This window comes from Gemmiger sp. An50, assembly GCF_002161595.1.
Lineage (GTDB): Bacteria > Bacillota > Clostridia > Oscillospirales > Ruminococcaceae > Allofournierella.
In genome coordinates this window covers 22,587-47,263 of sequence record NZ_NFID01000012.1, presented here as the reverse complement: position 1 = coordinate 47,263, position 24,677 = coordinate 22,587, and the positions used below count along the sequence as shown (strand labels likewise).

The window sequence follows — 24,677 nt, the reverse complement described above, 5'->3', positions numbered from 1 at the left end:
CGTTTTGGGTGAAAAAAAAGAAAACATTTGCACAATCGGTCGTTTTGGGATATACTACAAACATGAGAAAGTGAACCACAGGCAAACAAGCAGGGGCGAACCGCCCCTCTTCCAAAGGAGAGGAGCTGCAAGCAGATGGGCTATCAGGCGCTGGAGCTGGAAAAGGTGCTGCGCATCGACCGCATCTATTCGGTACATTATTTTGAATATGGCCCGGACTACGCCTTCATCGGCGAGAGTCATGATTTCTGGGAATTTGTCTATGCGGACAAGGGCGAGGTCTATGTGACCGCGGGCGAGGAGGAAAAGCTGCTGAAAAAGGGGCAGATGATCTTCCATGAGCCCGGCGAGTATCACAACATCCGCGCCACCGGCAAGGATGCGCCCAACATCGTGATCGTCTCCTTCGACTGCGCCAGCCCCGCCATGGATTTCTTCAAGGGCCGGGTACTTATGGCCAGCGATTCGGACCGGGTGCTCATGGCCCGAATCGTTGAAATGGCCGGTGCGGCCTTCTCCACCCCGCTGGACGATCCTCTGGCCCAGCATCTGACCCGCCGGGAGGATGCGGCCTTTGGCGCCGAGCAGGTGATCGGCCTGTCGCTGGAGACCATGCTGCTGGATATGGTGCGCCGGGGCGACAACCCGGTGGTGGCCAAGCCCACCAGCCTGATCCGGGAGCGCAGCCAGAACGAATTTTTGAGCCGGGTGCAGCAGTATCTGGAGAACAACATCCAGCGCCGCCTGACCCTGAGCGACATCTGCCGCGACAATCTGGTGGGCCGCAGCTACCTGCAAAAGGTCTTCCGGGAAAAGACCGGCGGCGGAGCCATGGAATACTTCGGCAATCTGAAGATTCAGAAGGCCAAGGAGATGATCCGGGAGGGCAGCCACAACTTCACCGAGATCGCGGCCCTGCTGGGGTACAATTCCATCCATTATTTTTCCCGTCATTTCAAAAAGGTCACCGGCATGACCCCCTCGGAGTACGCCAGCAGCGTGAAGGTGCTGGCCCGGCGGGGCCGCGGCGAGGAATAAGCCAAAAGGGGAGAAGGGCAAACCATGAGCGTGTTTTTCTTTCAGGTGCTTTTCCCGGTGCTGCTGGGCGTGCTGGTCCTGGTGATGATGGGACTTGCCATCTATTCCACTGTGCGCTCCCGGCGGCGGGACCGTCAGGCCGTGGAACGGCGCAGGGAAGAGCAGCGCCGCCAGCGGCTCAATCCGGGCCTGCCCGAGGAGCAGCGCCCCGGCCGCAAAAACGACACCGGTCTGTGGCAGCTGACGGTGGAGGGCCAGGTACCCTGCCAGCCGGACGCCGCCGCCCTCACCCGCGCGGTGGAGGCCGTGGGCGTGAGCGCGGGTTATCTGGTGCTCACCCCGCCCGCACCTCTGGCGGGCTGCCGGTCCATGCACTGCACCACCGACCCGGACGGCGGTCTGGCGGTGCAGGCGGTGATGGAGCAGCCCGGCGGGCCGGACGTCACCCGTGAGCTGGGCGGTGTGAGCCGCCCCCAGGCCGCGGCGATGCTGGCGGGCTTCTGGGCGGGCCAGCTGCCCGACGGGCTGGACACTTGGCGCAGCTTTTAACAGAACAAAAACAGCGAGCGGAAAATTCCGCCCGCTGTTTTTTATTTTAAAAGCGTGGCAATGGCAAGAAAAAAGCTCCCCGGTTTTTCACCGGGGAGCGAGTGATTTGTGGAAAACGGAGCGCTTAGCCCTTGTAGCCAACGGCGTCGGCCAGCTCCTGATCGATCACGACAACCACGTTCTCGTGCATCTTCAGCATGCTGCTGGGGTTCTGGGTGGTGATCACGTTGTCCATGACCAGGCCCTTGATGGCGTCGGTCTTGGCCAGGCCGGTGGCGATCAGCACAACGCACTTGGCGGCCATGATGTCGCCCATGCCCATGGTGATGGCGGTGGTGGGAACGTCCTCCTTCTTCTCGAAGAAGCGGGCGTTGGCGTTGATGGTGCTCTCGGTCAGCTTTTCAATGTGAGCCACGCTGATCAGGTGATCGCTGGCCTCGTTGAAGGCGATGTGGCCGTTGTTGCCGATGCCCAGCAGCTGCAGGTCGGCAACGCCGCCCTCGCGCACCTTGGCTTCCAGCTCGGCGGCATTGGCCTCAGCGTCGCCCATGCCCTTAGCCACGTAGGTGTTGGCCTTGTCGATGTTGATGTGGTCGAACAGGTTGGTGTTCATGAAGTAGCGGTAGCTCTGGTCGTGGGTCTCGGGGATGCCGCAGTACTCGTCCAGGTTCACGGTGCGTACCTGAGCAAAGTCCACCTTGCCGGCCTTGTTGGCCTCGATCAGCTTCTTGTACATGGGCACAGGGGTGCCGCCGGTGGCCAGGCCCAGCTTGCAGTTGGGTTTCTCATTCACCAGTTTGCAGATCATGTCGGCCACGTAGGCGCAGCTCTCGTCGTAGCTCTTGGTAACAACAACTTTCATTGTGATACACTCCGTTCTTTGTATTTTTCGGTGAAACTCGCAAAGCGGGGCCACGCCCTGCCTGCAAATCGCGGTCTTATCTTTATCATACAGCCTTCCGGGGAAAAATTGTAGCCCAAAATATGCAGAAATTTTGCACAAAAAACAAAATCTTTTCTGAAATGGGGGCGCGATTTGTGGAAAAATGGACACCCCGGTGCGTTTTTTCTATTTATATAAGGAGATATATCATACATACAGCTCCCGCTCCTGGGGCAGCTCGGGCAGTTCGGGCACTCCGGCGGCGGCTGCCCGCCAGGCGGTGGGGCTTTGGCCGGTGGCCTTTTTGAACACCCGGCACAGGTAGTTGGCCCCGGAAAAGCCGCACAAACTGGCCACTACCTCCAGCGGGTATTCCCGGTGGCACAAAAGCTGCTTGGCGGCCTCGATGCGCACCCCGGTCAGGTACTGGCCCGGGGGCACGCCCACCGCGGCCTTGAACACCCGCACCAGATGGCTCTTGCTCACCCCCAGGCTCTCGCTCAGCTCCTCCACGCCGTAAAGCCCGGCGTAGTGCTCCCGCATGGCGGCGATGGCCATGGTCACCAGGGGCGGGTAGCTGGGGGCGGCGGCGTCCGCCCGGGCGCTCTCGCACAGCAGCTGGTAGCCCAGCGCCGAGGCACGGCGGGAGGAGGGGGAGGCCACCAGCTGGGCCACAAGCTCCGCCGCGCCGGGGCAGGAGGCGCCCGCCGCGAACATGGGCCCGGCAAGACCCTCGGCAAAGGCCGCGGCTGCCTGGCCGCCCAGCAGCACCGCCGCCAGGTGGCAGGGCTCGGCGGGCACCAGCCGCAGCGGGGGCGCGCCCAGCAAAAGGCTGCCCGCTCCCGCCAGCTGGGGGGCTTCCTCGTCCGCCAGGGCACACTGCCCGCTGGAAAGCACCCCGATCCAAAGCCCTTCCCCCTCCAGAGTGGTGGGGGTGGAGAACTGCAGGTCCTTCGCCTCATTCAGGGCGCAGAAGGCAAGGGGATCGAAAATCAATTTTACGTCACCTCATATCAATAAAGTGCTATTTAAATCCGGAAAAAGTCTGGTATTATTATATTAGCAACGAGATACGCGGTCAAGCGTATCAACAAAAGACAATCGAAATCAGTAACAATAAAAAAGGAGTGTCGATTCCCATGGCAAGCATCAGCCTGCGTCATATCTACAAGATCTACCCCGGCGACGTTACCGCCGTTAAGGACTTCAACCTGGAGATCGCCGACAAGGAGTTCATCATTCTGGTTGGCCCCTCTGGCTGTGGTAAGTCCACCACCTTGCGCATGATCGCTGGTCTGGAAGAGATCAGCAAGGGCGAGCTGTACATCGGCGACCGCCTGGTGAACGATGTGGCCCCCAAGGACCGCGACATCGCCATGGTGTTCCAGAACTACGCTCTGTACCCCCACATGACCGTTTACAAGAACATGGCTTTCGGCCTGGAGCTGCGTAAGGTAGACAAGGCTGAGATCGACAAGCGTGTTCGTGAGGCCGCCCGCGTGCTGGACATCGAGCACCTGCTGGACCGCAAGCCCAAGGCTCTGTCCGGTGGTCAGCGTCAGCGTGTTGCCCTGGGCCGCGCCATGGTTCGTAACCCGGCCGTGTTCCTGCTGGACGAGCCCCTGTCCAACCTGGATGCCAAGCTGCGTACCAGCATGCGCACCGAGATCATCAAGCTGCACCAGAAGCTGGCTACCACCTTCATCTACGTTACCCATGACCAGACCGAGGCCATGACCATGGGCGACCGCATCGTGGTTATGAAGGACGGCATCGTGCAGCAGGTCGACACCCCGCAGAACCTGTACGACTTCCCCATCAACATGTTCGTTGCCGGCTTCATCGGCAGCCCCCAGATGAACTTCCTGGATGCTACCCTGAACAAGGACGGCAATGGCTACTACCTGGATCTGTCCGGCGACCGCATCGACCTGCCCAAGGAGAAGACCACCGACGGCAAGCTGGATGCCTACGTTGGCAAGAAGGTCAAGGCCGGCGTTCGTCCCGAGGACATCAAGGACGATCCCGAGTTCGTTGGCAAGCAGGGCGAGTGCAAGCTGGAGGCCACTGTTGAGGTTTCCGAGCTGATGGGCTCCGAGATCTACCTGTACCTGGTATACAAGGGCAACAAGATGACCGCCCGTGTAGCTCCCACCTCCAAGGCCAAGAACGGCAACAACGTTACCGTTGCCTTCGATCCTCACAAGATCCATCTGTTCGATCCCGAGACCGAACTGACCATCCTGAACTGATCCTTCCCCTTGGAATCATGTTATACGCAGAAGCGCCGCTGGAAAACCAGCGGCGCTTTTGCGTTTTTTATTTAATTGACCTTGCCGCTCTCCAGCGACAGCGAGTAAAGGGCGGTGAGCTGGCCGCTGCCGATCTGATCCGGGCTGAATTCCGGGCCGAAGAACGCCGCCAGCCGGGCGCACAGCGCCGCGTTTTCCGGCAGCTGCAGCCGGTGCAGCATGGCATCGCAGTAGGCCTGCAGCCGGTCCTGATATTCCGAAAACAGCGGGGTGAATTCCCGCAGAATGTCGCAGGTCTCCGCGTCGAACAGCCGGATGGACGGCCGCAGAAAGCACTCGTACCGGCGCTTGAGCCGTCCGGCGGCGGAGCTGCTCAGATTGTGGTCCAGATGTTCCAGCACCCGGCCGCTGAATTCCTCCACCTTCTGGGGCGGCAGGGCGGCGATCTCGCTGACCACCCGGCGGCAGAGGGCGAACAGCTGCCCGGCGTGCTCCGGCGTCAGGCTGTAGATGTAGTCTCGCAGTCCGGCCAGCTCGGGAGTCTGGTGGGCCACCACCACCTTTAAAAGCCGCTGCCACAAAAAGCGGCGGTATTCGTTCAGCTCCACGTTCTGCACCAGACTGCCCAGAAAGCAGGAGACGATCAGGTAGGCGTCGGTCTCGTCCAGCGGCAGGGGGGTATGCCACGGTTCCGGCCCCGGCGTCAGGGCGGTGCTGTTGGGCGAAAGGCAGTCCTGCTCCAGAATCTGCTCCAGCTGGGCCATGCGCCAGTCCAGCCGCCGTTTTTCCTCCCGCAGGGCGGTCATCCGCTTTAGAATATAGTATTGGGCGGCGGAGGGGTCTTCCAGCATGGCGCGGATCTCCTGCACCGAAAAGTCCAGCTGCCGCAGCCAGCGGATCTGCTGTAGCCGCTGCACATCCTCGCCGGTAAACTGGTGGTAGCCGTTGCGGGCATCCACCTGGGGCTGAAGCAGCCCGGCGGAAAGATAAAGCTGCACCGCTTTTTTGCTCAGGCCCGCCTGGCGGGCCGCCTCATGGATCAGCATATCCATCTCTCCCTGCAAAGTGTTCCCTTGGGGAACACTTTTTTGTTAAAAAATCGGCCCCTTTGGGCCAGCGGGTTCCGTTTTGTTCAGTATAACAGGAAAAAACGCCGGAAACAAGCGGCTCCTTTTTGTGAAAATGGTCCTCTTGACCGTGCCGGGGCTGGATGCGTTATCCTTTTCACAAAGAGAGGGCCGGGCCAAAAAAGCTGGGCCGGAGCAAAGAGAATCAAGCAGAGCAAAAAGGAGCATATTGTATGTACGATACCTTGTTTTCGCCCTTCCGCGTGCGGGGCATGGAGCTGAAAAACCGCATTGTGCTGCCCGCCATGGGCACCAAGTTCGCGGGGGACGACAAGATGGTGAACGATCAGCTGATCGATTACCATGTGGCCCGGGTGAAGGGCGGCACGGGATTGAGCATCGTGGAGGTGTCCAGCGTGCACACCCCCAGCGCGCCCAAGCGGTTCCTGTCCATCAGCGAGGACTGCTACATCCCCGGCATGAAGCGTCTCACCGACGCCATTCATGCGGCGGGCGGCAAGGCGGGCATCCAGCTGTGGCAGGGCGGTCTGGCCGCCGCCGGTATGGACAAGACGGTGCAGGTGCTCATCCCCAGTGATATGGGCCCCATCCCCGGCATCACCCGGGAGCAGATGGCCCAGGTGGTGGAGTGTTTCGGCAAGGCGGCGGCCCGGGCGGCAAAGGCCGGGTTCGATTGCGTGGAGTTCCACTGCGCCCACAACTACCTGCCCCACTCCTTTTTGTCCGGCGGCATCAACCACCGCACCGACGAGTACGGCGGCAGCTTCGAGAACCGGGCCCGCTTCCCGCTGGAATGCATCCGGGCCATCCGGGCGAACCTGCCGGAGGAGATGCCCCTGCTGATGCGCATCGACGCCCACGACGACTACCTGCCCGGCGGACTGACCCTGGAAGAAGTGGTGGAGTTCTGCCGCCTGGCCGCTCAGGCGGGCGTGGACGTGCTGGATGTGTCCCGCGGCAACATCCTCACCGCGGGCCTGAAATTTGAGGTTCCCCCCATCGACCTGCCCCGGGGCTTCAACATCGACAACGCCGCCCGCATCCGCAGGGAGACCGGCCTGCCCACCATCGGCGTGGGCCGGATCAACGAGCCGGAAATGGCGGAGAAGATTCTGGAAGAGGGCAAGGTGGACCTGGTGGTCATCGGCCGCGCCCAGCTGGCGGACCCGGAGTTCTGCAACAAGTGCCGGGAGGGCCGCCTGGAGGACATCGACTACTGCGTGGGCTGCAACCAGGGCTGCTACGACGGCTTTGCCGACCCGTCGGTGCCCCACATCACCTGCCTGCGCAACCCGGCCCTGGGTCGGGAGCGGGAATGTGCCCTGCACCCCACCGCCCATCCCCGTACCGTGCTGATCGCGGGCGGCGGCGTGGCCGGTATGGAGGCGGCCATCACCCTGAAGCAGCTGGGCCATCATCCCATTCTATGCGAGGCCACCGGCGAGCTGGGCGGTCAGTTCCTGCTGGCCGGAAAGGCGCCCCGCAAGCAGGAGATGGAGACCGCGGCCCGGGCCATGGGCGAAAAGGCCCGCCGTCTGGGCGTAGAGATCCGGCTGAACACGCCGGTCACTCCCGAGCTGATCGAAGAAATCAAACCCGACGCGGTCTTCAACTGCATCGGCGCCGAACCCCTAGTGCCGGACATTCCCGGCAGCGATCTGCCCTGTGTGGCGGATTCCCACGACGTGCTGGGCGGCCGGGTGCGGCCCGCCGGTAACGTGGTGGTCGTGGGCGGCGGCCTGGTGGGCATGGAGACTGCCGAATATCTGGCCCAGCGGGGCTGCAAGGTCACCGACCTGGAAATGGGCCCGGAATACTGCGCAGACATGGGCATCCCCCGCAAGATCTGCGTGACCGAGAGCATCCACGCCAGCGGCATCAACCCGGTCACCAAGGTGCGGATCACTGCCATCGAGCCCGGCCGGGTGCTGGGCGAAAGCGAGGGCAAGCCGGTGGAATTTGCCTGCGACTGGGCGGTGATCGCCATCGGCGCCCGTTCCCGCGACGGACAGGAGCTGGAGAAAGCCAGCGCCCGGGTGGGGGCACAGTATCGGGTTCTGGGCGACGCATCCAAGGCGCGCCGGGCGCTGAACGCCACCCGGGAGGCCTTTGACGCGGCCCTGGCCCTGGACAAGGAAGATTGAACAAACAAAGCAAAATGAAGGAGGCTGTTTTGTATGTTGTTGGAAAATAAGATTGCCATTGTCACCGGCGGTACCCGGGGCATCGGTCTGTCCACCGTGGAGGCTTTCCTGCGGGAGGGCGCGACCGTGATCCTCACCGGCTCCCGGCAGGAGACCGCGGACAAGGCAGTGGCCGCTTTGAAGGAGAAGGACCCGAATGCCAAGGTGGCGGGCATTGCTCCCAATCTGGCGGACCTGGCCAGCGTGGAAGAGGCCTTCCAGAAGGTGGCGCAGGAGTACGGCCGCATCGACATCCTGGTGAACAACGCGGGCATGTCCGATTCCACCCCCTTTGACAAATACGACGAGGCTACCTTTGAAAAGGTGATGGACCTGAACGTGAAGGGCGTGTTCACCTGCGCCCGGGCCGTGACCCCCATCATGCAGGCCCAGGGCAGCGGTGTGATTCTGAACACCAGCTCCATGGTCTCCCGCTACGGCCAGCCCAGCGGCATCGCCTATCCCACCAGCAAGTTCGCGGTGAACGGGTTCACCCTGTCGCTGGCCCGGGAGCTGGGCAAGTACGGCATCCGGGTGAACGCGGTGGCCCCCGGCATCACCGATACCGACATGATGCGCGCGGTGCCGGAACACATCATCAAGGCCCTGTGCACCCAGATTCCGCTGGGCCGCATCGGCAAGCCGGAAGAGGTGGCCAACGCCTTCGTGTTCCTGGCCAGCGAGATGGCCAGCTACATCACCGGCGTGGTGCTCAGCGTGGACGGCCTGGCCCGCACCTGATCTGATTTTACAGCACAGAAAAACGGAGGGAAGCCGCCGGGGCTTCCCTCCGTTTTGTATTTCATGGTATAATCATGGGAAATAGCAAAGAAAGCGAGGACATCGCCATGGATCAGATCGAATACACCAACAGCCGCGCACTGCGCCGTCAGGCCTGGAAACTGCTGCTGCGGCGCACCCTGCTCAGCCCGCTGGGGATTGCGGCCATTCTGGGGCCGCTGTTTCTGACGCTGGTGGGCATCCATGAACTGTGGCTGGCCTACTGGGGCTTTTACTATATGGGCATGGATTTTTCCTGGTACGGCTGGCAGACGCTGGCCTATATGCTGCTGTTCCTGGGCACCGCGGGCTGGATGGTCTGGCGCATGGTGGCGGGCAACCGCCGGGCATACCGGCGGTTTTTGGATCAGCCGGAGGATGTTCGGCGTTTGGTGTTCAGCCAGCATATCCTGCGCATCTACCGGTCTGACGGCCTGCAGCTTTTGGCCGTCCACTGGAACCAGGGAATCCGATTGATGCAGGGCCGTGATTTCGTGATGCTGTGCGCCGGGCGAAGCTGTGTGGCGGTTATTTCCGCCGGGGAGCTGGAAGCCCAGGGCGGTCTTGCCCAGCTGCAGCGCATCGTGAACGAGCGGGTGCGCGATGCCCAGCCGCTGAACGAGACCCTCTGGCGGGCGCTCATCACACCCCGGCCGGGTCTTGTGTGGGGGGCCAGCTACCCCGTCGCCGATGCCTGGAACAGCCGCCTGCGGCTGCGTCTGGCACTGGGCGGCGCGGCGGCACTGTTCATCGTTCTGCTGCTGATGCCCGGCGGTCTTTTGGTCAAGGGGATCGCCGCAGCGGTGGTGCTGGGTCTGGTGGCCGCTCAGACCAATCCCCGGCGGCGGGAAAAAGCCACCATCCGGCAGGGCGGGCCCTCCGGCCTGACCAGCATGCCCGCCCGCTTTGAGCTGTATGAGGACGGCATTCAGATCGCCCGGGGCGAGGAGGGCAGCTTCTGGACCTGGGACCGGATCGGTGCGATCAAGGACCAGCGGGACACGCTGGTGCTGAAAAAGGACGGCGGGGTCATCACCCTGGTGCCGCCTCAGGCCTTTGCCGATGAGGCGGAGCGCCGCCGGGTGCTGGAATTTATCCAGGCCCGGGTGGGCCGCCGGGAATAAGGCGAGCGCTCAGGCGTTCTCCTCGTGCTCCGGCAGGTAAAGGGTGAGCCGCCGCATGGTGATGAAGAAAGCAATGACCAGCGGCACCGCGCTGCCGGTCCAGGCCATGGGGTTGGCCAGACAGGCGCCGGTGAAGCCGAAGGGACCCACCAGCCACATGGCGCAGGCGCCGCGCATCACCAGCTCCATGATCCCGGCGAAGGTGGGCACAAAGCTCTGGCCCAGGCCCTGCAGGGAGTAGCGGAAGATGAACAGCAGCGCCAGCACCCAGATGGACACCGAGACGATGGTGAGGTATACATAAGCAAGATCGGTCACCGCCTCATCGTGACCCACGAACAGGGTGGCCAGCTGGCGGCCGAAGGCCAGGAACATCACGCCGATGAAGGCGGACCAGCCCAGGGTCATGGCGCTGCACTGCAGCACGCCGGTGCGGATGCGATGCAGCTTGCCCGCGCCGTAGTTCTGGGCCACATAGGTGCCGATGGCAAGGCCGAAGCTGAGCAGCGGCAGGCTGCCCAGGGATTCCAGCTTGTTGGCGGCGGTAAAGGCGGCCACGGCGGTGCTGCCCAGGCTGTTCAGGGCGTATTGCAGCATGACCGAGCCGATGGCAATGATGCTGGTCTGAAAGCCCATGGGCAGGCCCATTTGCAGATGGCGCACTACCTCCCGGCGGCTGAGCTTCCAGTCCGACCGGTGCAGCCGCAGAGCGGGGAAGGCTTTGTGAATATAGACCACACAGGCGGCCCCGGCCAGCAGCTGGGCGATCACGGTGGCCACGCCCGCACCCGCCACGCCCAGCGGGGTGTAGAGGATGAGCAGTACGTCCAGCACAATGTTGATCACGCAGCCCACCAGCAGAAAGTACAGCGGGGTCTTGCTGTCGCCCAGAGCGCGCAGCACGTTGGAGACCACGTTGAACAGCATGGTGGCCAGAATGCCCGCGAAGATCACAATCAGGTAGCGGGTGGCGTCCTCCAGAATTTCCGGCGGAGTCTGCAGCAGAACCAGAAGCTGGCGGGTGCCCGCCACGCTGATCGCTGTGAGCACCAGGCTGATCACGCCGCCCAGCACCAGGCTGGCCGCGTAGCTCTGGCGCACGCCTTCCTCGTCATTTGCGCCGAAGCGCTGGGCTGTGAGGATGGAAAACCCGGCGGACATGCCCTGGGCAAAGCCGATGATCAAAAAGGTCAGGCTGCCGGTACAGCCCACCGCGGCCAGGGCGTTCACGCCCAGCATCCGGCCCACGATGAAGGTGTCGGCCATGTTGTAGACCTGCTGGAACAGGTTGCCGATGAACAGCGGCAGGGCGAACAGCAAAATCAGCTTTGCCGGGGAACCGGCGGTCATGGATTTGGTCATAAAAATCTCTCCGTTCGGGTTGCGCTGCAGGGATAAAATCCGGTTGCTGCACAAAAGTGTAACGCCACTTATCATACCGCAGCGGCGGCAAAAGTCAATGCAACTTTTTGAAGATTTTCGACCAATTTTCAAAATTAGAAAAGGGCACAAAAATGCCCGCCCACAAGCAAGGTGGGCGGGCATTTTGCCACTTGAAAAAGGGGCTGTCCGCTTGAAAAATCACCCGGCGTATTCCTCCAGGCTGGTGCCGGGGAAATACCAGCTCAGAATCTCGGCGCAGCTCTGGCCCTGGGCGGCCATGGCCTGGGCCCCGCACTGGCTCAGGCCCACCCCGTGGCCGTAGCCCAGGGTGGTCACGTCGAATCCCTCTTCGGTGCGCTGGATGGTAAAGCAGCTGCTGCGCAGCGAGAGGGCGGTGCGCAGCTGGGTGCCCTTTACAAAGGCCCCGCCCACCTGGACGGTGTCCACGTATCCGGTCTCGGTCAGGCTTGTCTCGCCGAACCAGCCGTCCGCACTGCCGCTCAGGTCCAGACCGGAAAACTGGGTGGCCAGCATGTCGTACATCTGCTGGGTGGTGTAGCTCACCGTTTCCTCATAGCCCTCGGCCAGCTTGTCCAGCGGGGAATCCACGCCCTGCAGGTAGGGCAGCGCCTCGTTCCACACCCGCTGGGAAGCTTCGGTGCGCCCGTTGCTGATGGCGTGGTAACAGGCGGCGGCGGGCGCGCCGTCGTACAAAAGCACCGTGTGCACCAGCGGCTCCAGCAGCTCTTTCAGCCGCTGGTAGTTGGCCTCGTATTCATCGCCCCAGTAGCTTTTCAGCACCTCGCTGGTCATGTAGCCCTGGCGGCGGGCCGGGTCCACCGAGAACCATGCCCCGCCCAGCGCCTGGGTGTCCGCATGGTCCCGCTGATACAGCGCATAGCTGTGGGCGGCGATGCCCTGGGCCTTCAGCGCTTCGTCCGGCCAGGTAATGGGCATCTCGCTGGCCACCGCGCCGATCATGTACTCCAGCACCGGCACCTCCAGCACCTCGCCGGTGGAGGCGTTCTGCACCCGGATCACATCGGCTTTGGGTGCGGGCGTTTCGGCGGGCGGGGCGGCGGAATCGGTCTGGGATGCGGCCTCGCTTTCGGGTGTGGAAGCGGCGGCCGTGCTCCCGGCTCCGGCGGCGCTCTGCCCGGCAGAGGACGGGGCAGCCGCCCGCCCGGCGGCCTGGGGCAGAAGGCTCACCAGCGGCAGGCAGAAGGTGAGCAGGCAGAACAGCAGGATGGGCAGGATACTTCGTTTCATGACATTGGACCTCCCTGGCGGCGCGGCGGCATTTTCCGCACTTGCTTTTTCGTTGTAAAGTGTGTAAGATAAAACATAAACCACCGGCGGGTGCCGGTGGCTTCCAGAATAACGGCAGCCGGGCGCAAAGTGAGCCGAAGCAGGCCGTTTGACAAATCAAGTCAGAGGGGGAAGCGGAGCCATGGCCCAGCAGTCTTCCGGTATGGAATTTTTATGCCGGGAATATTTGAAAAATAACTACATCGACCCTGAGACCAGCGAACGGCTGGGGGTCAAGCGGGGCCTGCGCAACCCGGACGGCACCGGTGTGCTGGCGGGCCTGACCAACATCTGTGATGTTGTGGGTTACGAAAAGGGCCCGGCGGGCGAGGTGATCCCCACTCCGGGCCGCCTGATCTACCGGGGCGTGGACCTGAACGAGCTGGTGCGGGAGGCCTACGAGCACGATCGGTTTATCTTTGAGGAGGTCAGCTGGCTGCTTTTGTTCGGCAGCCTGCCAAAAAAGAGCGAGCTGGAGCAGTTCCAGCAGATCATCGCCGAGCACCACAACCTGCCCGAGCACTTCATCGAGGACGTGCTGCTGCGCTCGCCCAGCCCCAACATCATGAACAAGATGGCACGCAGCGTGCTCTCGCTCTACAGCTACGACGAGCGCCCCGAGGACCTGAGCCTGGAAAATCTGATGGAGCAGTCCATCAACCTGATCGCCGGGCTGCCCACCATCATGGTGAACGCCTACCAGCTCAAGCGCCGGGTGTACGACAAACAGAGCATGTTCTTCCACCCGCCCACGCCGGGGCAGAGCACCGCAGAACACATCCTCTCCATCTACCGGGCGGACCAGAAGTTCACCCACGAAGAGGCAAAGCTGCTGGACCTGTGCCTGCTGGTCCACGCGGACCACGGCGGCGGCAACAACTCCGCCTTCACCTGCCGGGTGCTCTCCAGCTCCGGCACCGACACCTACTCGGCCATCGCTGCGGCCATCGGCAGCCTGAAGGGCCCCAAGCACGGCGGCGCGAATCTGAAGGTGATGGAGCAGCTGGAATGTTTGAAGGCCGGAGTGGAAAACTACCGGGACGAGGACGAGGTGCGGGAATTTCTGCGCCGGATCATCCGCAAGCAGGCGGGCGACGGCAGCGGCCTGATCTACGGCATGGGCCACGCCATCTACACCATCAGCGACCCCCGTGCCGTGGTTCTGCGCCAGAAGGCGGAGAAGCTGGCGGTGGAAAAGGGCTTCGAGGAGGAATTCCGCCTGCTGTGTCTGGTGGAAAAACTGGGCCCCCAGGTGTTCGCCGAGGAAAAGGGCAACAAGACCGTGTGCGCCAACGTGGACCTGTACAGCGGCCTGATCTATAAGATGCTGGGCATCAGCCAGGATCTGTACACTCCCTTGTTCGCCATCAGCCGTATTCCGGGCTGGTGCGCCCACCGCATTGAAGAGGTGGTGTTCGCCAACCGGATCATCCGCCCGGCCTACAAGTACCTGGGCGTGCGGCAGAAATACAAAACATTAGAGGAACGCGGATGAAACGAATTGCAACGATCCTATTGCTTCTGGTCTGCGCGGCGGCGGGCGCCGTGCGCTGGCTGGATGTGATGTACTACACCGACCTTGCCACCGGCTTTGTGACCTGGGGCAGCTACCTGTGGCGCTATGCACTGGCGGGCGGCGTGCTGGTGCTGCTGTGGCTGGCGGCCTGGATGATCCCCAAGACCAGCGCCGCGCTGAAGGGCCAGAGCACGGCCCAGGGGCTGGCGGCGGTGCTGTGCGGCGTGGGCTTTGCCGCGCTGGGCGGGGTGTATCTGGCGGCCTTCCGCGAAATGGGCCGGTTCGAGCTGGCGCTGGCGGTGCTGTATCTGGTGAGCGGCGTGTGGATGCTGCTGTTGGGCCGCAGCCGCTTCACGCCGGAATTTGAAGCGCCCACCGGCAGTGCCGTGTTCGGCATCGCGGGCACCTTGGCGCTCTACCTGCTCACCATCAAGCGGTTCGGCCTTGCCCCCACCGGCATCGTACGGGTGAATAACACCCTGGAGGCCCTGGCGGCGCTGATGGCTCTGCTGTTCTGCACCGCCCAGCTGAAAAGCGCCTACATCCCCGGCGGCAAAAGCGCCCGGTGGATCTGGCTCAGCGGCATGGCGGCCTTCCTGCTCTGCACCTGTCTGGCACTGCCCAGCGCCATGTGGGCCTGGATGCAGGGCCAGAGCGAGCTGCGGAACATGATCGAGGGCCTGTGTCTGGCTCTGGTGGGCCTGATGGGCGCGGCCTACGCGCTCAGTGTGTCCGCCGAAGAGCGGTGAAATCTGCAAAATGAAACCCGCCGGATTCGGAATTTCCGATCCGGCGGGCTTTTTTTGTGTAAATCCTGCCAAACCTATGGTATAATAACGTTTTAATCCGTCCCGCACCGGGGCGACGGAGAAGAGCAAAGGAGAACCGTATGAACGATATGATGGCCGCCTTCCGGGCGGATTTGAAGGGCTTCGACGAGGCCACCCGCGATTTTTACACCGGCAAGATGAACAAGCAGGAGTACAAGGGCATCTCCGGCGGCTTCGGCAGCTATTCCGAAAAGGGCGGCCAGAAGGGCATGATCCGCCTTCGGATGACCGCAGGCCGCCTGACCAAGGAGAAGCTGGCCTTTGTGGTGGAGACCGCCGAGCGGCTGAACATCGAGCTGATCAAGCTGACCACCTGCGAGACGGTGCAGCTGCATCATCTGACCGGCCGCCAGATCCTGGACGTGGCGGAAAAGGCCCTGGACGCGGGTATCGTCTGCCGGGGCGGCGGCGGAGACCACCCCCGCAACGTGATGGCGCCGCCGTTGTCCGGTGTTCTGCCCGGCGAGCGCTTTGATGTGATCCCCTATGCGGAGATGACCGCGGATTATCTGCTGAGCCTGCTGTATGACATCCGCATGCCCCGCAAGCTGAAGGTGGGCTTTGCCAACCATGAAACCAACACGGCCCACGTCACCATGCGGGACCTGGGCTTCGTGGCCGAGGCGGACGGCTGCTTCTCGGTCTACATCGCCGGCGGCATGGGCCCCAACCCTCGCATGGGCCTGAAGGTGGCCGAGCAGGTGCCGGGAAGCGAACTGTTGTATTACGTGAAGGCCATGGTGGACACCTTCCTGGCCCACGGCAACTACGAGCAGCGGGCCAAGGCCCGCACCCGCTACATGCAGGAGGCCCTGGGCGAGGAGGGCCTGCGCCGGGCCTATGGCGAGGCTCTGGAGGCCGCGAAGGCCGCCGGAGGGCTGGACCGGCAGGTAGAAGCGCGCCCGGTGACCAAGCAGGGCGAGGGCAGCATCAGCGGCAAGCGGATCATCGCCCAGAAGCAGGCGGGCCTGTTTGCGGTGAGTTACCATCCTCTGGGTGGCACCCCCAGCCGCCAGACCCTGCGGGCGCTGCTGGATACCATCCGTCCCATGGAGCAGGTGGAGGTGCGCCTGGGCGCGGACGGCACCATGTACGTGATCAACTGCACCGCCGCCGAGGCGGAGAAGGTGCTGGCCGCCACCGAGGACGGCGCGCGCACCCGCTTTGAACATTCGGTGGCCTGCATCGGCGCATCGGTCTGCCAGCAGGGCGTGCGGGATTCCCAGGCGCTGTACCATGCCTGCGTGAAGGCCGCCCGGGAAGCGGACCTGCCGGACGGCGCGCTGCCGGTGATCCACATTTCCGGCTGCCCTTCCTCCTGCGGTACCCATCAGGTGGGCGCCCTGGGCTTCCACGGCGGCGTGAAGCTGGTGGACAAGAAACCCCACCCCGCCTTCACCCTGCACGTGAACGGCAGCGCCCGGATGGGCGAGGAGCGCTTCGGCGAGAGCTGGGGCGTGATCTTTGAGGAGCGCATCCCGGAATTCCTGGTGGCTCTGGGCCGCAAGGTGGCCGCCACCGGCCTTTCCTTTGAGGAATGGCTGCCTGCCCACGAGGACGAGCTGCGCGCCCTGGCGGCGGACTATCTGCTCTGAGTTCCAAACAGGACAACAATAGAAAGAGAAGCCATTCTTGGAAAAGAATGGCTTCTCTTTTTAATATGGTAAAGTGTTGCGAAGTGTGTTATCATAGCCACAGAAAGAACGATTTTCGGCGTTCTGTTCGCGAAATTTACAATTGCCTTATTGAAGGCGATTTGAAACGCCAATAAAGTGTGGAACAAAAGAGGAGGTCATTTTATGGAAAGTGCAGCTGTAGTGAGTCCCTCCAGCGAACTTATACTGGAAAATATCATTACCAAGGTAGTGCAGGTCCCAGGGGTAAAGGTGGACCGTAACCAGTTTTTAAAGGAGGCGTTTGTAAAAGAAAATGCAGATGTTAGCCTGATTTTGAAAGAGGGGCCTGTGTGTGCGGGATGCTCACGGGAAATGCTCTCCCGCATGGCCAATAAGCTGATTTTAAAGCGAACCAGTGAGTCGTCGGCGGTATCCTTCGCAATGGGACTGCCGGGGGGAATTGCTGCCGGGGTATCCATCCCGGCAGACGTGGCGCAGTTTTTCGGGATGTCAATGCGGCTGGCACAGGAGCTGGCTTATCTGTACGGCGCACCGGATTTGTGGAAAGACGACGAACTCGACAGTGATGCGGTCAAAAATCAATTGATCATGTATTGCGGTGTGATGTTCGGCGTGGCCGGGGCGTCCGCCGGGGTACGCCTGCTGTCTGCTCAGATTGCAAAAACCACCCTGAAAAAGCTGCCGCAGCAGGCTCTCACAAAAACCGTATGGTATCCGGTGGTCAAACAAATCGGGAAATTGGTTGGCGTGAAAATCACCAAGAGCACAGTTGCAAAAGGTGCCTCTAAGGCAATTCCGGTTGTGGGGGGCGTGATTGCAGGAGGGTTGAATTTTGCGTCCATGATGCCGATGGCCAAACGACTTCTGGAAACACTGGATGGTGCCAGTTTTGGTTATACAGAAGAGGAGATACTGGCGGATTACCAGGAAGTACAGGCAATGGCAGATGGGCAGCAGGATGCACAACCGGAAAAAGAGTCGGTTGTGAAAAATGCGGTGGGAAGCATGGCGCAAGGCATGAAAGGCCTGGGAGCAGGCGTAAGCGGCTTTCTTAGCAAACGAAAGGAACAGGCCGCTTCACAGAAAGAGACTCCGGCCAATGCTGCCGGTGAAATTCTTGCAACCATTGAAAAGCTTGCGGCACTGAAAGAGACGGGTATCCTTACGCAGGAAGAGTTTGAAACCAAGAAAGCGGAGCTACTGTCCAAGCTGTAAGCAAGAGTTCCTTTTTGCCAAAAAACATGGGAGAATCTTGTAAGTCATGCCGAAAACTGAGCCGGTATGAACCCGCCGCCCGGTGGTATAATGAAAGAAAACGGCGGACCGCACAGGGAAACCCCGGCGCCGCCCGCAGCGCCCGGTAAAGTGTCCGGGCAGGGAAATGAGAGGTGTGCAACATGTTGAAAACCTGGGTCCGGCCCGCGCGGCCGGAGGAGAGCGAATGCAAACAGCGGCTGGACGCCGCTCGCGACCGGCTGGAAGCTTTGCAGCTGGAGGTGAAGGCCGCCGGACTGCCGGTGCTGGTGCTGGTGGAGGGCTGGGGCGCTGCGGGCAAGGGCAGCATGCTGGGGCGGATCATCCAGAACATCGACCCCCGCTTTTTCACGGTGACCAGCATGTCCGCCCCCACGCCCGAGGAGGGGCGCTATCCCTTTTTGCACCGGTATGTGAAGGCCATCCCCGAGGCGGGCAAGTTCGCCTTCCTGGATTCCGGCTGGATGGACCAGGTGGTGAAGGAGCGGCTGCGGGGCGAGCTGGAAGGCCAGGCCTATGCCCGGCGGCTGCAAAGCGTGCTGCGCTTTGAGCGTCAGCTCACCGACAACGGCTATCTGGTACTCAAGCTGTTTTTGCAGATCAGCCGCAAGGAGCAGAAAAAGCGGCTGGAGGCCCTGGCCGCCGACCCGGACACCGCCTGGCGGGTGAGTGCCAACGACCGCTGGCAGAACAAGCACTATGAGGAATGTGAGGAGGTGTTCGACGATTACCTGCGGGCCGCCAATCTGCCCGGCGCGCCCTGGTACATCATCGACGCCAAGGACAAAAAGTGGTGCGAGGTACAGATGCTGGAGACCCTGTGCAGCGCCATCGACACCGCCCACAAAAACGCGGCGCTGGCGGTGCCTCTGCTCCAGAACACCTTCCCGCTGGTCTCCATGCCGAAGCTTGCTCAGGTGGACCTTTCCCAGAGCCTGACCGACGAGGAATACGACGCCCGCCGCAAGGCCCTGCAAAAGCGGCTGACCGTGCTGCACAACCGGGTCTACCGCAAGCAGGTGCCGGTGATCATCGTGTACGAGGGCTGGGACGCCGCGGGCAAGGGCGGCAACATCCGCCGCATCACCGCCGCGCTGGACCCCCGGGGCTATCAGGTGAACCCCATCGCCAGCCCCGAGCCCCACGAGAAGGCCCGCCATTACCTGTGGCGGTTCTGGACCCGCCTGCCCAAGACCGGCCACATCGCCATCTTCGACCGCAGCTGGTACGGCCGGGTGATGGTGGAGCGGATCGAGGGCTTCTGCACCGAGAACGACTGGCAGCGGGCCTACAACGAGATCAACGAGTTCGAGGCCGAGCTGGCCGACTGGGGCGCGGTGATTCTGAAATTCTGGGTCCACATCGACCCGGCCACCCAGCTGGAGCGGTTCAAGAGCCGCCAGAACACCCCGGAAAAGCAGTGGAAAATCACCGACGAGGACTGGCGCAACCGGGAAAAATGGCCCGCCTACGAGCAGGCGGTGGATGAGATGCTGCAGAAGACCAGCACCCAGAAGGCCCCCTGGCACATCCTGCCCTCCAACGACAAAAAATACGCCCGCGTCAAAGCGCTGGAGATCATTGTGGAGACTCTGGAAAAGGCGCTGGGCGACTGAGCTCTTTGCGATACAAACAGAAAAAGCGCCCCCTCGGCAAATTTCACCGAGGGGGCGCTTTGTGTATGTTCGAGTTAAATTAGCGGGCGCTGGTCAGCTCGCCCCGCAGGTCCTGCTCCATCCAGTGCTTGATGGTGTCCCGGTCATAGCCCTTGCTGAACAGGTAGTACAGCTTTGCCACGGCGGCCTCGGTGGTCATGTCCAGGCCGCTCACCGCCCCGGCGGCCTTCAGGCCGCTGCTGGTGGCGTAGGTACCGATGTGCACCGCGCCCTGGGGGCACTGGCTGCACACCGTCAGAATGGTGCCGTGGGCGAAGGCCTTCTGAATCAGCGGCAGCAGCGCGCCGTCGTAGTCCGGAATGTTGCCCGCGCCGAAGGTCTCCAGCACGATGCCCTGCAGCTTTTCGGTCAAAATCGAGTCGAACAGCTCGAACTGGATGCCGGGGAACACCTTCAATACGCCGATGGGTACGTTCTCCAGCTTGGCCAGCTGCAAGGGGCCGTTCACCCGGGGCGCGCCGATGGCGCTTTTGTTGTAGCGGATGTCCACCCCGGCGGTGGCCAGCGGCGGATAATTCGGGGAGGAGAAGGCCTGCAGGCCGTCCGCCGAGCTCTTCACCGCCCGGTTGCCACGCAGCAGCTGACCGCCGAAATAAAGGCTCACCTCGTTCACCACGCCCTCGGCGGCGATCAGCAGGCTGGTGACCAGATTGTCCCGCCCGTCGCTGCGCAGCTGGCACAGCGGGATCTGGCTGCCGGTGAGCACCACCGGCTTGTCCAGGTTTTCCAGCATGAAGCTCAGAGCCGAGGCGGTGTAGGCCATGGTGTCGGTGCCGTGCAGCACCACGAAGCCGTCAAACTGATGATAGCGGTCCGCAATGGCCTGGCCGATGGCGCACCACTCGTGCACCGTGATATTGGAGGAGTCCAGCAGCGGGTCCATCTCCACCAGCTCCCAGTCCGGCATGTCCGGGCTGGTCAGCTCGGGAATGGCGGCCAGTCCGCCCGCAAAGCAGCCCGGCTTGGGGGCATAGCCCTGCTCGCCGGGCATCATGCCGATGGTACCGCCGGTATATAAGATGCAGATGCGTTTTTTCATGAAAAAAGCCCCCCTGGCCGGCGTCGGCTTTCGCGGCGCTTCGGCGAATTTTGCTGTTAATCAGCATACCATAAAAGCCGGTCGGGGGCAACTTCATTCCGGCAGGATGCACCGGGGCGCAAGATGGATATAAACCGGGCTGAACCGGTCCGCCACCAGCTCCGCCGCCTGGGGTGGGGCCAGAAGAGGAAGGGCGGGGTAGAGCGGCAGCGAGAGAGCGCAGGCAAAGCCCGGCCCGCCCGCCCGCACCGCGAAGCTTCCCCCTCCCTGACGGGCAAAGGCTCGGGCTGCGCCGAAGCCGAAGCCCGGCCGGGCATCGGGGGCAAGGCCGGGGCCGCTGTCTGCATAAATCAGATGGGCGCACCCGCCTACAGCCCGCAGCCGCAGCTCCAGGTTGGGGCGGGGCCCGGCATACAAAAGACTGTTGCACACCAGCTGCAGCACCAGCGCCTCCAACAGGCCGCTGCGGCCCGCCACCGGCAGCGGCTCGCCCCAGCCGCAAAAGCGCACCGACGCCGGGGGCAAAGGACACACCTCGGCCGCCGCGCCGATGAGGGCGGAGCACCAGCCGTTCAGCTCCAGGCAGGAGGCGGCGGGCAGGGAAAAGCCGGTCTCCAGCTCCAGCGCCCGGGCGCGGCGCAGCAACAGGTAACCGGCCCGCAGCCCGGCGGCCCCTGCGGGTGCGTCCGGGCCCAGGCGCAGGGCGGCCTGGCGGCGCAGAAGGGCAGCCCGGTCCAGCGGATCGCTTGCAAAACGCATGAGAATCCCTCCTGTTTTTTAGCCGGTGTGACATAAGAAAACGACGGTTCTGCCGTAGGATTTTGGCGCACAAAATGTTCAAAGGGTCGGGCAAGCCACCAAGGCTTGCTCCGCCCCTTTTCGCATTTTCTGCATCCAAAATCCTGGGGCACGGGCTGCGGGCGCGTCAATGGTGCGCCCGCCCTGCTTCGCAGACCGCCCTGGCCGGTCGAAGAACCCACTGGGTTTTTTGCGGCTTGCGCCGCCCCGGCACCCTTGGTGGTTGTCAAGGGGCTTTGACGCTGCAATCCCGCAAAAGCGGCCCTTTTCCGGCGTTGTTTTCTTATGTCACCCCGGCTTTGGGGCATGTATCTGTTAGTTTGCACAAATGATGCACCAATATCCCGTGATAATGCCCAAGGGCGGGCACCTGAGTAAGAATCTTTGTACTTTTGTGTTAATTTCTTGACAAGCCCTTGTAGTTTTCTCTTTTTTGGTATACAATAAAGACACCTAAGTAATTTATTTACCTTAAGGAGGATATTACAATGGCTGTTAAAGTTGCAATTAATGGTTTTGGCCGCATTGGTCGTCTGGCTTTCCGTCAGATGTTCGGCGCTGAGGGTTACGAGATCGTTGCCATCAACGACCTGACCAGCCCCGAGATGCTGGCTCACCTGCTGAAGTACGACACCGCTCAGGGTCGTTACGACGGTCACACCGTTGAGGCTGGCGAGGGTTCCATCACCGTAGACGGCAAGAAGATCACCATCTACGCTAACCCCAATCCCGCTGAGCTGCCCTGGGGCGAGCTGGGTGTAGACGTTGTTCTGGAGTGCACCGGCTTCTTCACCAAGAAGGACAAGGCCATGGCTCACATCAACGCTGGCGCCAAGAAGGTTGTTATCTCCGCTCCCGCTGGCAACGACCTGAAGACCATCGTATTCAGCGTTAACGAGAACACCCTGACCAAGGAAGACCAGATCATCAGCGCTGCTTCCTGCACCACCAACTGCCTGGCTCCCATGGCCAAGGCCCTGAACGACGCTTACCCCGTTCAGAGCGGCATCATGACCACCGTGCATGCTTACACCGGTGACCAGATGATCCTGGACGGCCCCCATCGTAAGGGCGACCTGCGTCGTGCTCGTGCTGGCGCTGCCAACATCGTTCCCAACAGCACCGGCGCTGCCAAGGCTATCGGCCTGGTTATCCCCGAGCTGAACGGCAAGCTGATCGGTTCTGCTCAGCGCGTTCCCGTTCCCACCGGCTCCACCACCATCCTGGTTGCCGTTGTTAAGGGCAAGGACGTTACCGTTGACAGCATCAACGCTGCCATGAAGGCTGCTTCTTCCGAGAGCTTCGGCTACAACGAGGACGCTATCGTTTCTTCCGACATCATCGGCATCCGTTACGGCAGCCTGTTTGATGCCACCCAGACCATGGTTACCAAGATCGACGACGACACCTATCAGGTTCAGGTTGTGTCCTGGTACGACAACGAGAACAGCTACACCAGCCAGATGGTTCGCACCATCAAGTACTTCGCTGAGCTGTAATTCTCCTCTGCTTAGGGTATGACAAAGGCCCCCGCGTGGTTCCTCCACGCGGGGGCCTTTTCTGCGTCCGCGTTGGCGGCGCTTGCCTTTTTGGCTTTTTAATGCTAAACTGGTAACACGTAAAAGGAGTTGACATACAATGCAGCAGGGAATGCGCCGCAGGGCGCTGGCCGCGGCCTTTCCCCACACGGTGCCCATTCTGGCGGGCTTTTTGTTCTTGGGCATGGCCTACGGCATATACATGAATGTATCCGGTTTTTCCTTCTGGTACCCCATGCTCATGGGGCTCACCATTTTCGGCGGCTCGCTGGAGTTTGTGGCAGTGTCCATGCTGCTGGCGCCCTTTGCGCCCCTGCAGACCTTTCTGGTGGCGCTGATGCTCCAGGCCCGCCACCTGTTCTACGGCATTGCCATGCTGGAAAAATACCGGGGTCTGGGCCTCAAACGGTATTATCTGATCTTCGGCATGTGTGACGAGAGCTTTTCCATCAACTGCAGCGCCGAAATTCCCGAAGGGGTGGATCGGGGCTGGTTTTATTTCTGGGTGACTCTGCTCAACCACAGCTACTGGGTGACGGGCGCGGCGCTGGGCGGCCTTGCGGGGTCGCTGCTTTCCTTCGATACCACCGGTCTGGACTTCGTGATGACCGCCATGTTCGTGGTGATCTTTCTGGAACAGTGGGATAAGGAAAAGACCCATCTGCCCTCGCTCATCGGCCTGGGGGCCAGCGGAGTGTGCCTGGCGCTGTTCGGGGCGGATTCCTTCCTGCTGCCCGCTATGGGCTGCATTCTGGCCCTGCTCACGGTCTTCAAAAAGCCCATTGGCCGGATGCAGGCGGAAGGAGGGGATGCGCAATGACCCTGACCCAACAGATCGTCACCATCGGCCTGTGTGTGCTGGGCACCATGCTCACCCGGTTTCTGCCCTTCTGGGTGTTCCGGGGCGGTCAGGTCCCGGCCTATGTGCGGTATCTGGGCCGGGCGCTGCCGGGGGCCATCTTCGGCATGCTGGTGGTCTACTGCCTCAAAGGAGTACAGTGGACCGCCGGGACCCACGGACTGCCGGAAATCCTCGCGATTCTGGTCACCATCGGCCTGCATCGCTGGAAAAAGCAAATGCTGGTCTCCATCGCCGGGGGTACGGTTTGCTACATGCTGCTGGTGCAATGGGTGTTCTGAGCAGGAATTTGCCCTGCTGCCGGGGAAAAGTGTTCTCTTGTAGAGGACAAAACGGCTTTTTTAAAAATTTTTCTGATTTTTCAAAAAATTTTGGAAAGAGTTGAAATAAAACCCGGTCCTCAATCGTCTTACAAGTACAAGCGGACATTCAAACCGACCGGCACGGGGCCCTCAGAGCCAGCGGCCCGGCGGATGGAACAAAATTAAAATTGAGGAGGGAATTCCATGAAGTGGATGCTGATCGTATCGGGCCTGTTGGCGGCGGGTGCTGCATTCGCGCTGCTGCGTGCATGGGCCGGCAAGGGAAAGTCGAATAAGGGTGAAGTGAGCCTGATGGCCACTGTGAAGCGGATTCTGACCAACGGCGAGGGTCAGTACAAGGGCGTTTTCGTCGCCCGCGGCCAGGAAGTGGAATTTGCCATTCCTGCCCACATCGCCCGTCAGCTGCAGCCCGGTGAGCGCGGCGTGCTCACCTATCGGGGCGGCGAGTTCGTGTACTTCGTACCCCGCCAGCAGCTGTTTGAAGCAGAGGGCGAAGGCCAGCTGCGCGCTGTTTCCTAAACCACGCAAAACGTTCGCACCAGGGCTTAGCAAGCGGCCCGGGGGCGGCTTTTGAACCCGCCTTATCATGAGACGGAATTGCCGGGAGTGTTCTTGAATA

Annotated in this window: 22 protein-coding genes; 15 read left to right on the top strand and 7 right to left on the bottom strand. The window is 61.9% G+C overall.

The annotated features are described in order from the left end of the window. Window positions 1-135: 135 nt before the first annotated feature. Complete coding sequence (locus tag B5G03_RS11215; protein WP_087181791.1) at window positions 136-1,038, top strand: helix-turn-helix domain-containing protein; 903 nt, start codon at window positions 136-138, stop codon at window positions 1,036-1,038. A 24-nt stretch (window positions 1,039-1,062) separates the two neighbouring features. Then, window positions 1,063-1,587 (top strand): hypothetical protein, encoded by a 525-nt coding sequence (locus B5G03_RS11210; protein ID WP_087181790.1) that lies wholly within the window; start codon window positions 1,063-1,065, stop codon window positions 1,585-1,587. Window positions 1,588-1,711: 124 nt separating this feature from the next. Here B5G03_RS11210 and nagB read toward each other — a convergent pair whose 3' ends face one another. Together nagB and B5G03_RS11200 are read right to left on the bottom strand one after the other, a co-directional pair. Next, a complete protein-coding gene (nagB, locus tag B5G03_RS11205) occupies window positions 1,712-2,449 on the bottom strand; it encodes a glucosamine-6-phosphate deaminase (protein WP_087181789.1) in 738 nt (245 codons plus the stop codon). Between the two features lie 228 nt (window positions 2,450-2,677). Further along, window positions 2,678-3,466 (bottom strand): helix-turn-helix transcriptional regulator, encoded by a 789-nt coding sequence (locus B5G03_RS11200; RefSeq protein ID WP_087181788.1) that lies wholly within the window; start codon window positions 3,464-3,466, stop codon window positions 2,678-2,680. 143 nt (window positions 3,467-3,609) lie between these two features. Here B5G03_RS11200 and B5G03_RS11195 point away from each other — a divergent pair, with 143 nt between their 5' ends. Continuing rightward, a complete protein-coding gene (locus B5G03_RS11195; protein WP_087181787.1) occupies window positions 3,610-4,722 on the top strand; it encodes an ABC transporter ATP-binding protein in 1,113 nt (370 codons plus the stop codon). Between the two features lie 71 nt (window positions 4,723-4,793). Here the strand turns inward: B5G03_RS11195 and B5G03_RS11190 are convergent, their stop codons facing one another. Next, window positions 4,794-5,768 carry a MerR family transcriptional regulator gene (locus B5G03_RS11190; protein ID WP_162613394.1) on the bottom strand — a complete coding sequence of 325 codons (975 nt, stop codon included), beginning with the start codon at window positions 5,766-5,768 and terminating at the stop codon, window positions 4,794-4,796. 254 nt (window positions 5,769-6,022) lie between these two features. On the opposite strand from B5G03_RS11190, the gene baiCD reads away from it, so the two are divergent. The 3 genes from baiCD to B5G03_RS11175 all read left to right on the top strand — a co-directional run bounded on the left by baiCD (window position 6,023) and on the right by B5G03_RS11175 (window position 9,897). After that, window positions 6,023-7,954: a bile acid Fe-S flavoenzyme BaiCD gene (baiCD, locus tag B5G03_RS11185; RefSeq protein ID WP_087181785.1), complete on the top strand. Its 1,932-nt coding sequence runs from the start codon at window positions 6,023-6,025 to the stop codon at window positions 7,952-7,954. Window positions 7,955-7,987: 33 nt separating this feature from the next. Then, entirely contained in the window at window positions 7,988-8,734 is a 747-nt protein-coding gene (locus B5G03_RS11180; RefSeq protein ID WP_087181784.1) for an SDR family NAD(P)-dependent oxidoreductase, read from the top strand. A gap of 107 nt (window positions 8,735-8,841) precedes the next feature. After that, complete coding sequence (locus B5G03_RS11175; protein WP_140401682.1) at window positions 8,842-9,897, top strand: YcxB family protein; 1,056 nt, start codon at window positions 8,842-8,844, stop codon at window positions 9,895-9,897. A 9-nt stretch (window positions 9,898-9,906) separates the two neighbouring features. On the opposite strand, the gene B5G03_RS11170 is transcribed toward B5G03_RS11175, so the two are convergent. Together B5G03_RS11170 and spoIID are read right to left on the bottom strand one after the other, a co-directional pair. Continuing rightward, on the bottom strand, window positions 9,907-11,259 hold the full coding sequence (locus B5G03_RS11170) for an MATE family efflux transporter (RefSeq protein WP_087181782.1): 1,353 nt from the start codon (window positions 11,257-11,259) through the stop codon (window positions 9,907-9,909). A 219-nt stretch (window positions 11,260-11,478) separates the two neighbouring features. Further along, window positions 11,479-12,549, bottom strand: coding sequence for a stage II sporulation protein D (spoIID, locus tag B5G03_RS11165; RefSeq protein ID WP_087181781.1), 1,071 nt, complete (start codon window positions 12,547-12,549; stop codon window positions 11,479-11,481). 181 nt (window positions 12,550-12,730) lie between these two features. Between spoIID and B5G03_RS11160 the strand changes: the two genes are divergently transcribed. The 5 genes from B5G03_RS11160 (at window position 12,731) to pap (ending at window position 19,441) form a co-directional block, all read left to right on the top strand. Further along, on the top strand, window positions 12,731-14,083 hold the full coding sequence (locus B5G03_RS11160) for a citrate synthase (protein WP_087181780.1): 1,353 nt from the start codon (window positions 12,731-12,733) through the stop codon (window positions 14,081-14,083). After that, window positions 14,080-14,853 (top strand): hypothetical protein, encoded by a 774-nt coding sequence (locus tag B5G03_RS11155; protein WP_140401681.1) that lies wholly within the window; start codon window positions 14,080-14,082, stop codon window positions 14,851-14,853. Before B5G03_RS11160 ends, B5G03_RS11155 begins: the two co-directional genes overlap by 4 nt. A gap of 140 nt (window positions 14,854-14,993) precedes the next feature. Further along, window positions 14,994-16,529, top strand: a complete 1,536-nt coding sequence (locus B5G03_RS11150; RefSeq protein ID WP_087181778.1) for a nitrite/sulfite reductase — start codon at window positions 14,994-14,996, stop codon at window positions 16,527-16,529. Between the two features lie 204 nt (window positions 16,530-16,733). Then, entirely contained in the window at window positions 16,734-17,786 is a 1,053-nt protein-coding gene (locus B5G03_RS11145) for an SHOCT domain-containing protein (protein WP_087181777.1), read from the top strand. Window positions 17,787-17,968: 182 nt separating this feature from the next. Then, the gene (gene pap, locus B5G03_RS11140) at window positions 17,969-19,441 is read left to right on the top strand and encodes a polyphosphate:AMP phosphotransferase (RefSeq protein ID WP_087181776.1); all 1,473 of its coding nucleotides are present in this window, start codon (window positions 17,969-17,971) and stop codon (window positions 19,439-19,441) included. Window positions 19,442-19,520: 79 nt separating this feature from the next. Here pap and ansA read toward each other — a convergent pair whose 3' ends face one another. Continuing rightward, the gene (ansA, locus tag B5G03_RS11135; RefSeq protein ID WP_087181775.1) at window positions 19,521-20,540 is read right to left on the bottom strand and encodes an asparaginase; all 1,020 of its coding nucleotides are present in this window, start codon (window positions 20,538-20,540) and stop codon (window positions 19,521-19,523) included. A gap of 93 nt (window positions 20,541-20,633) precedes the next feature. After that, window positions 20,634-21,299 carry an ATP-binding protein gene (locus tag B5G03_RS11130; RefSeq protein ID WP_087181774.1) on the bottom strand — a complete coding sequence of 222 codons (666 nt, stop codon included), beginning with the start codon at window positions 21,297-21,299 and terminating at the stop codon, window positions 20,634-20,636. A gap of 527 nt (window positions 21,300-21,826) precedes the next feature. Between B5G03_RS11130 and gap the strand changes: the two genes are divergently transcribed. From gap to B5G03_RS11110, 4 genes are all read left to right on the top strand, one after another. Next, the gene (gene gap / locus B5G03_RS11125; protein ID WP_087181773.1) at window positions 21,827-22,837 is read left to right on the top strand and encodes a type I glyceraldehyde-3-phosphate dehydrogenase; all 1,011 of its coding nucleotides are present in this window, start codon (window positions 21,827-21,829) and stop codon (window positions 22,835-22,837) included. A gap of 139 nt (window positions 22,838-22,976) precedes the next feature. Continuing rightward, complete coding sequence (locus tag B5G03_RS11120) at window positions 22,977-23,696, top strand: AzlC family ABC transporter permease (protein ID WP_242962422.1); 720 nt, start codon at window positions 22,977-22,979, stop codon at window positions 23,694-23,696. Then, window positions 23,693-24,016: a branched-chain amino acid transporter permease gene (locus B5G03_RS11115; protein ID WP_087181772.1), complete on the top strand. Its 324-nt coding sequence runs from the start codon at window positions 23,693-23,695 to the stop codon at window positions 24,014-24,016. Before B5G03_RS11120 ends, B5G03_RS11115 begins: the two co-directional genes overlap by 4 nt. 225 nt (window positions 24,017-24,241) lie before the next feature. After that, window positions 24,242-24,577, top strand: coding sequence for a DUF2500 domain-containing protein (locus tag B5G03_RS11110; protein WP_087181771.1), 336 nt, complete (start codon window positions 24,242-24,244; stop codon window positions 24,575-24,577). Window positions 24,578-24,677 lie beyond the last annotated feature (100 nt).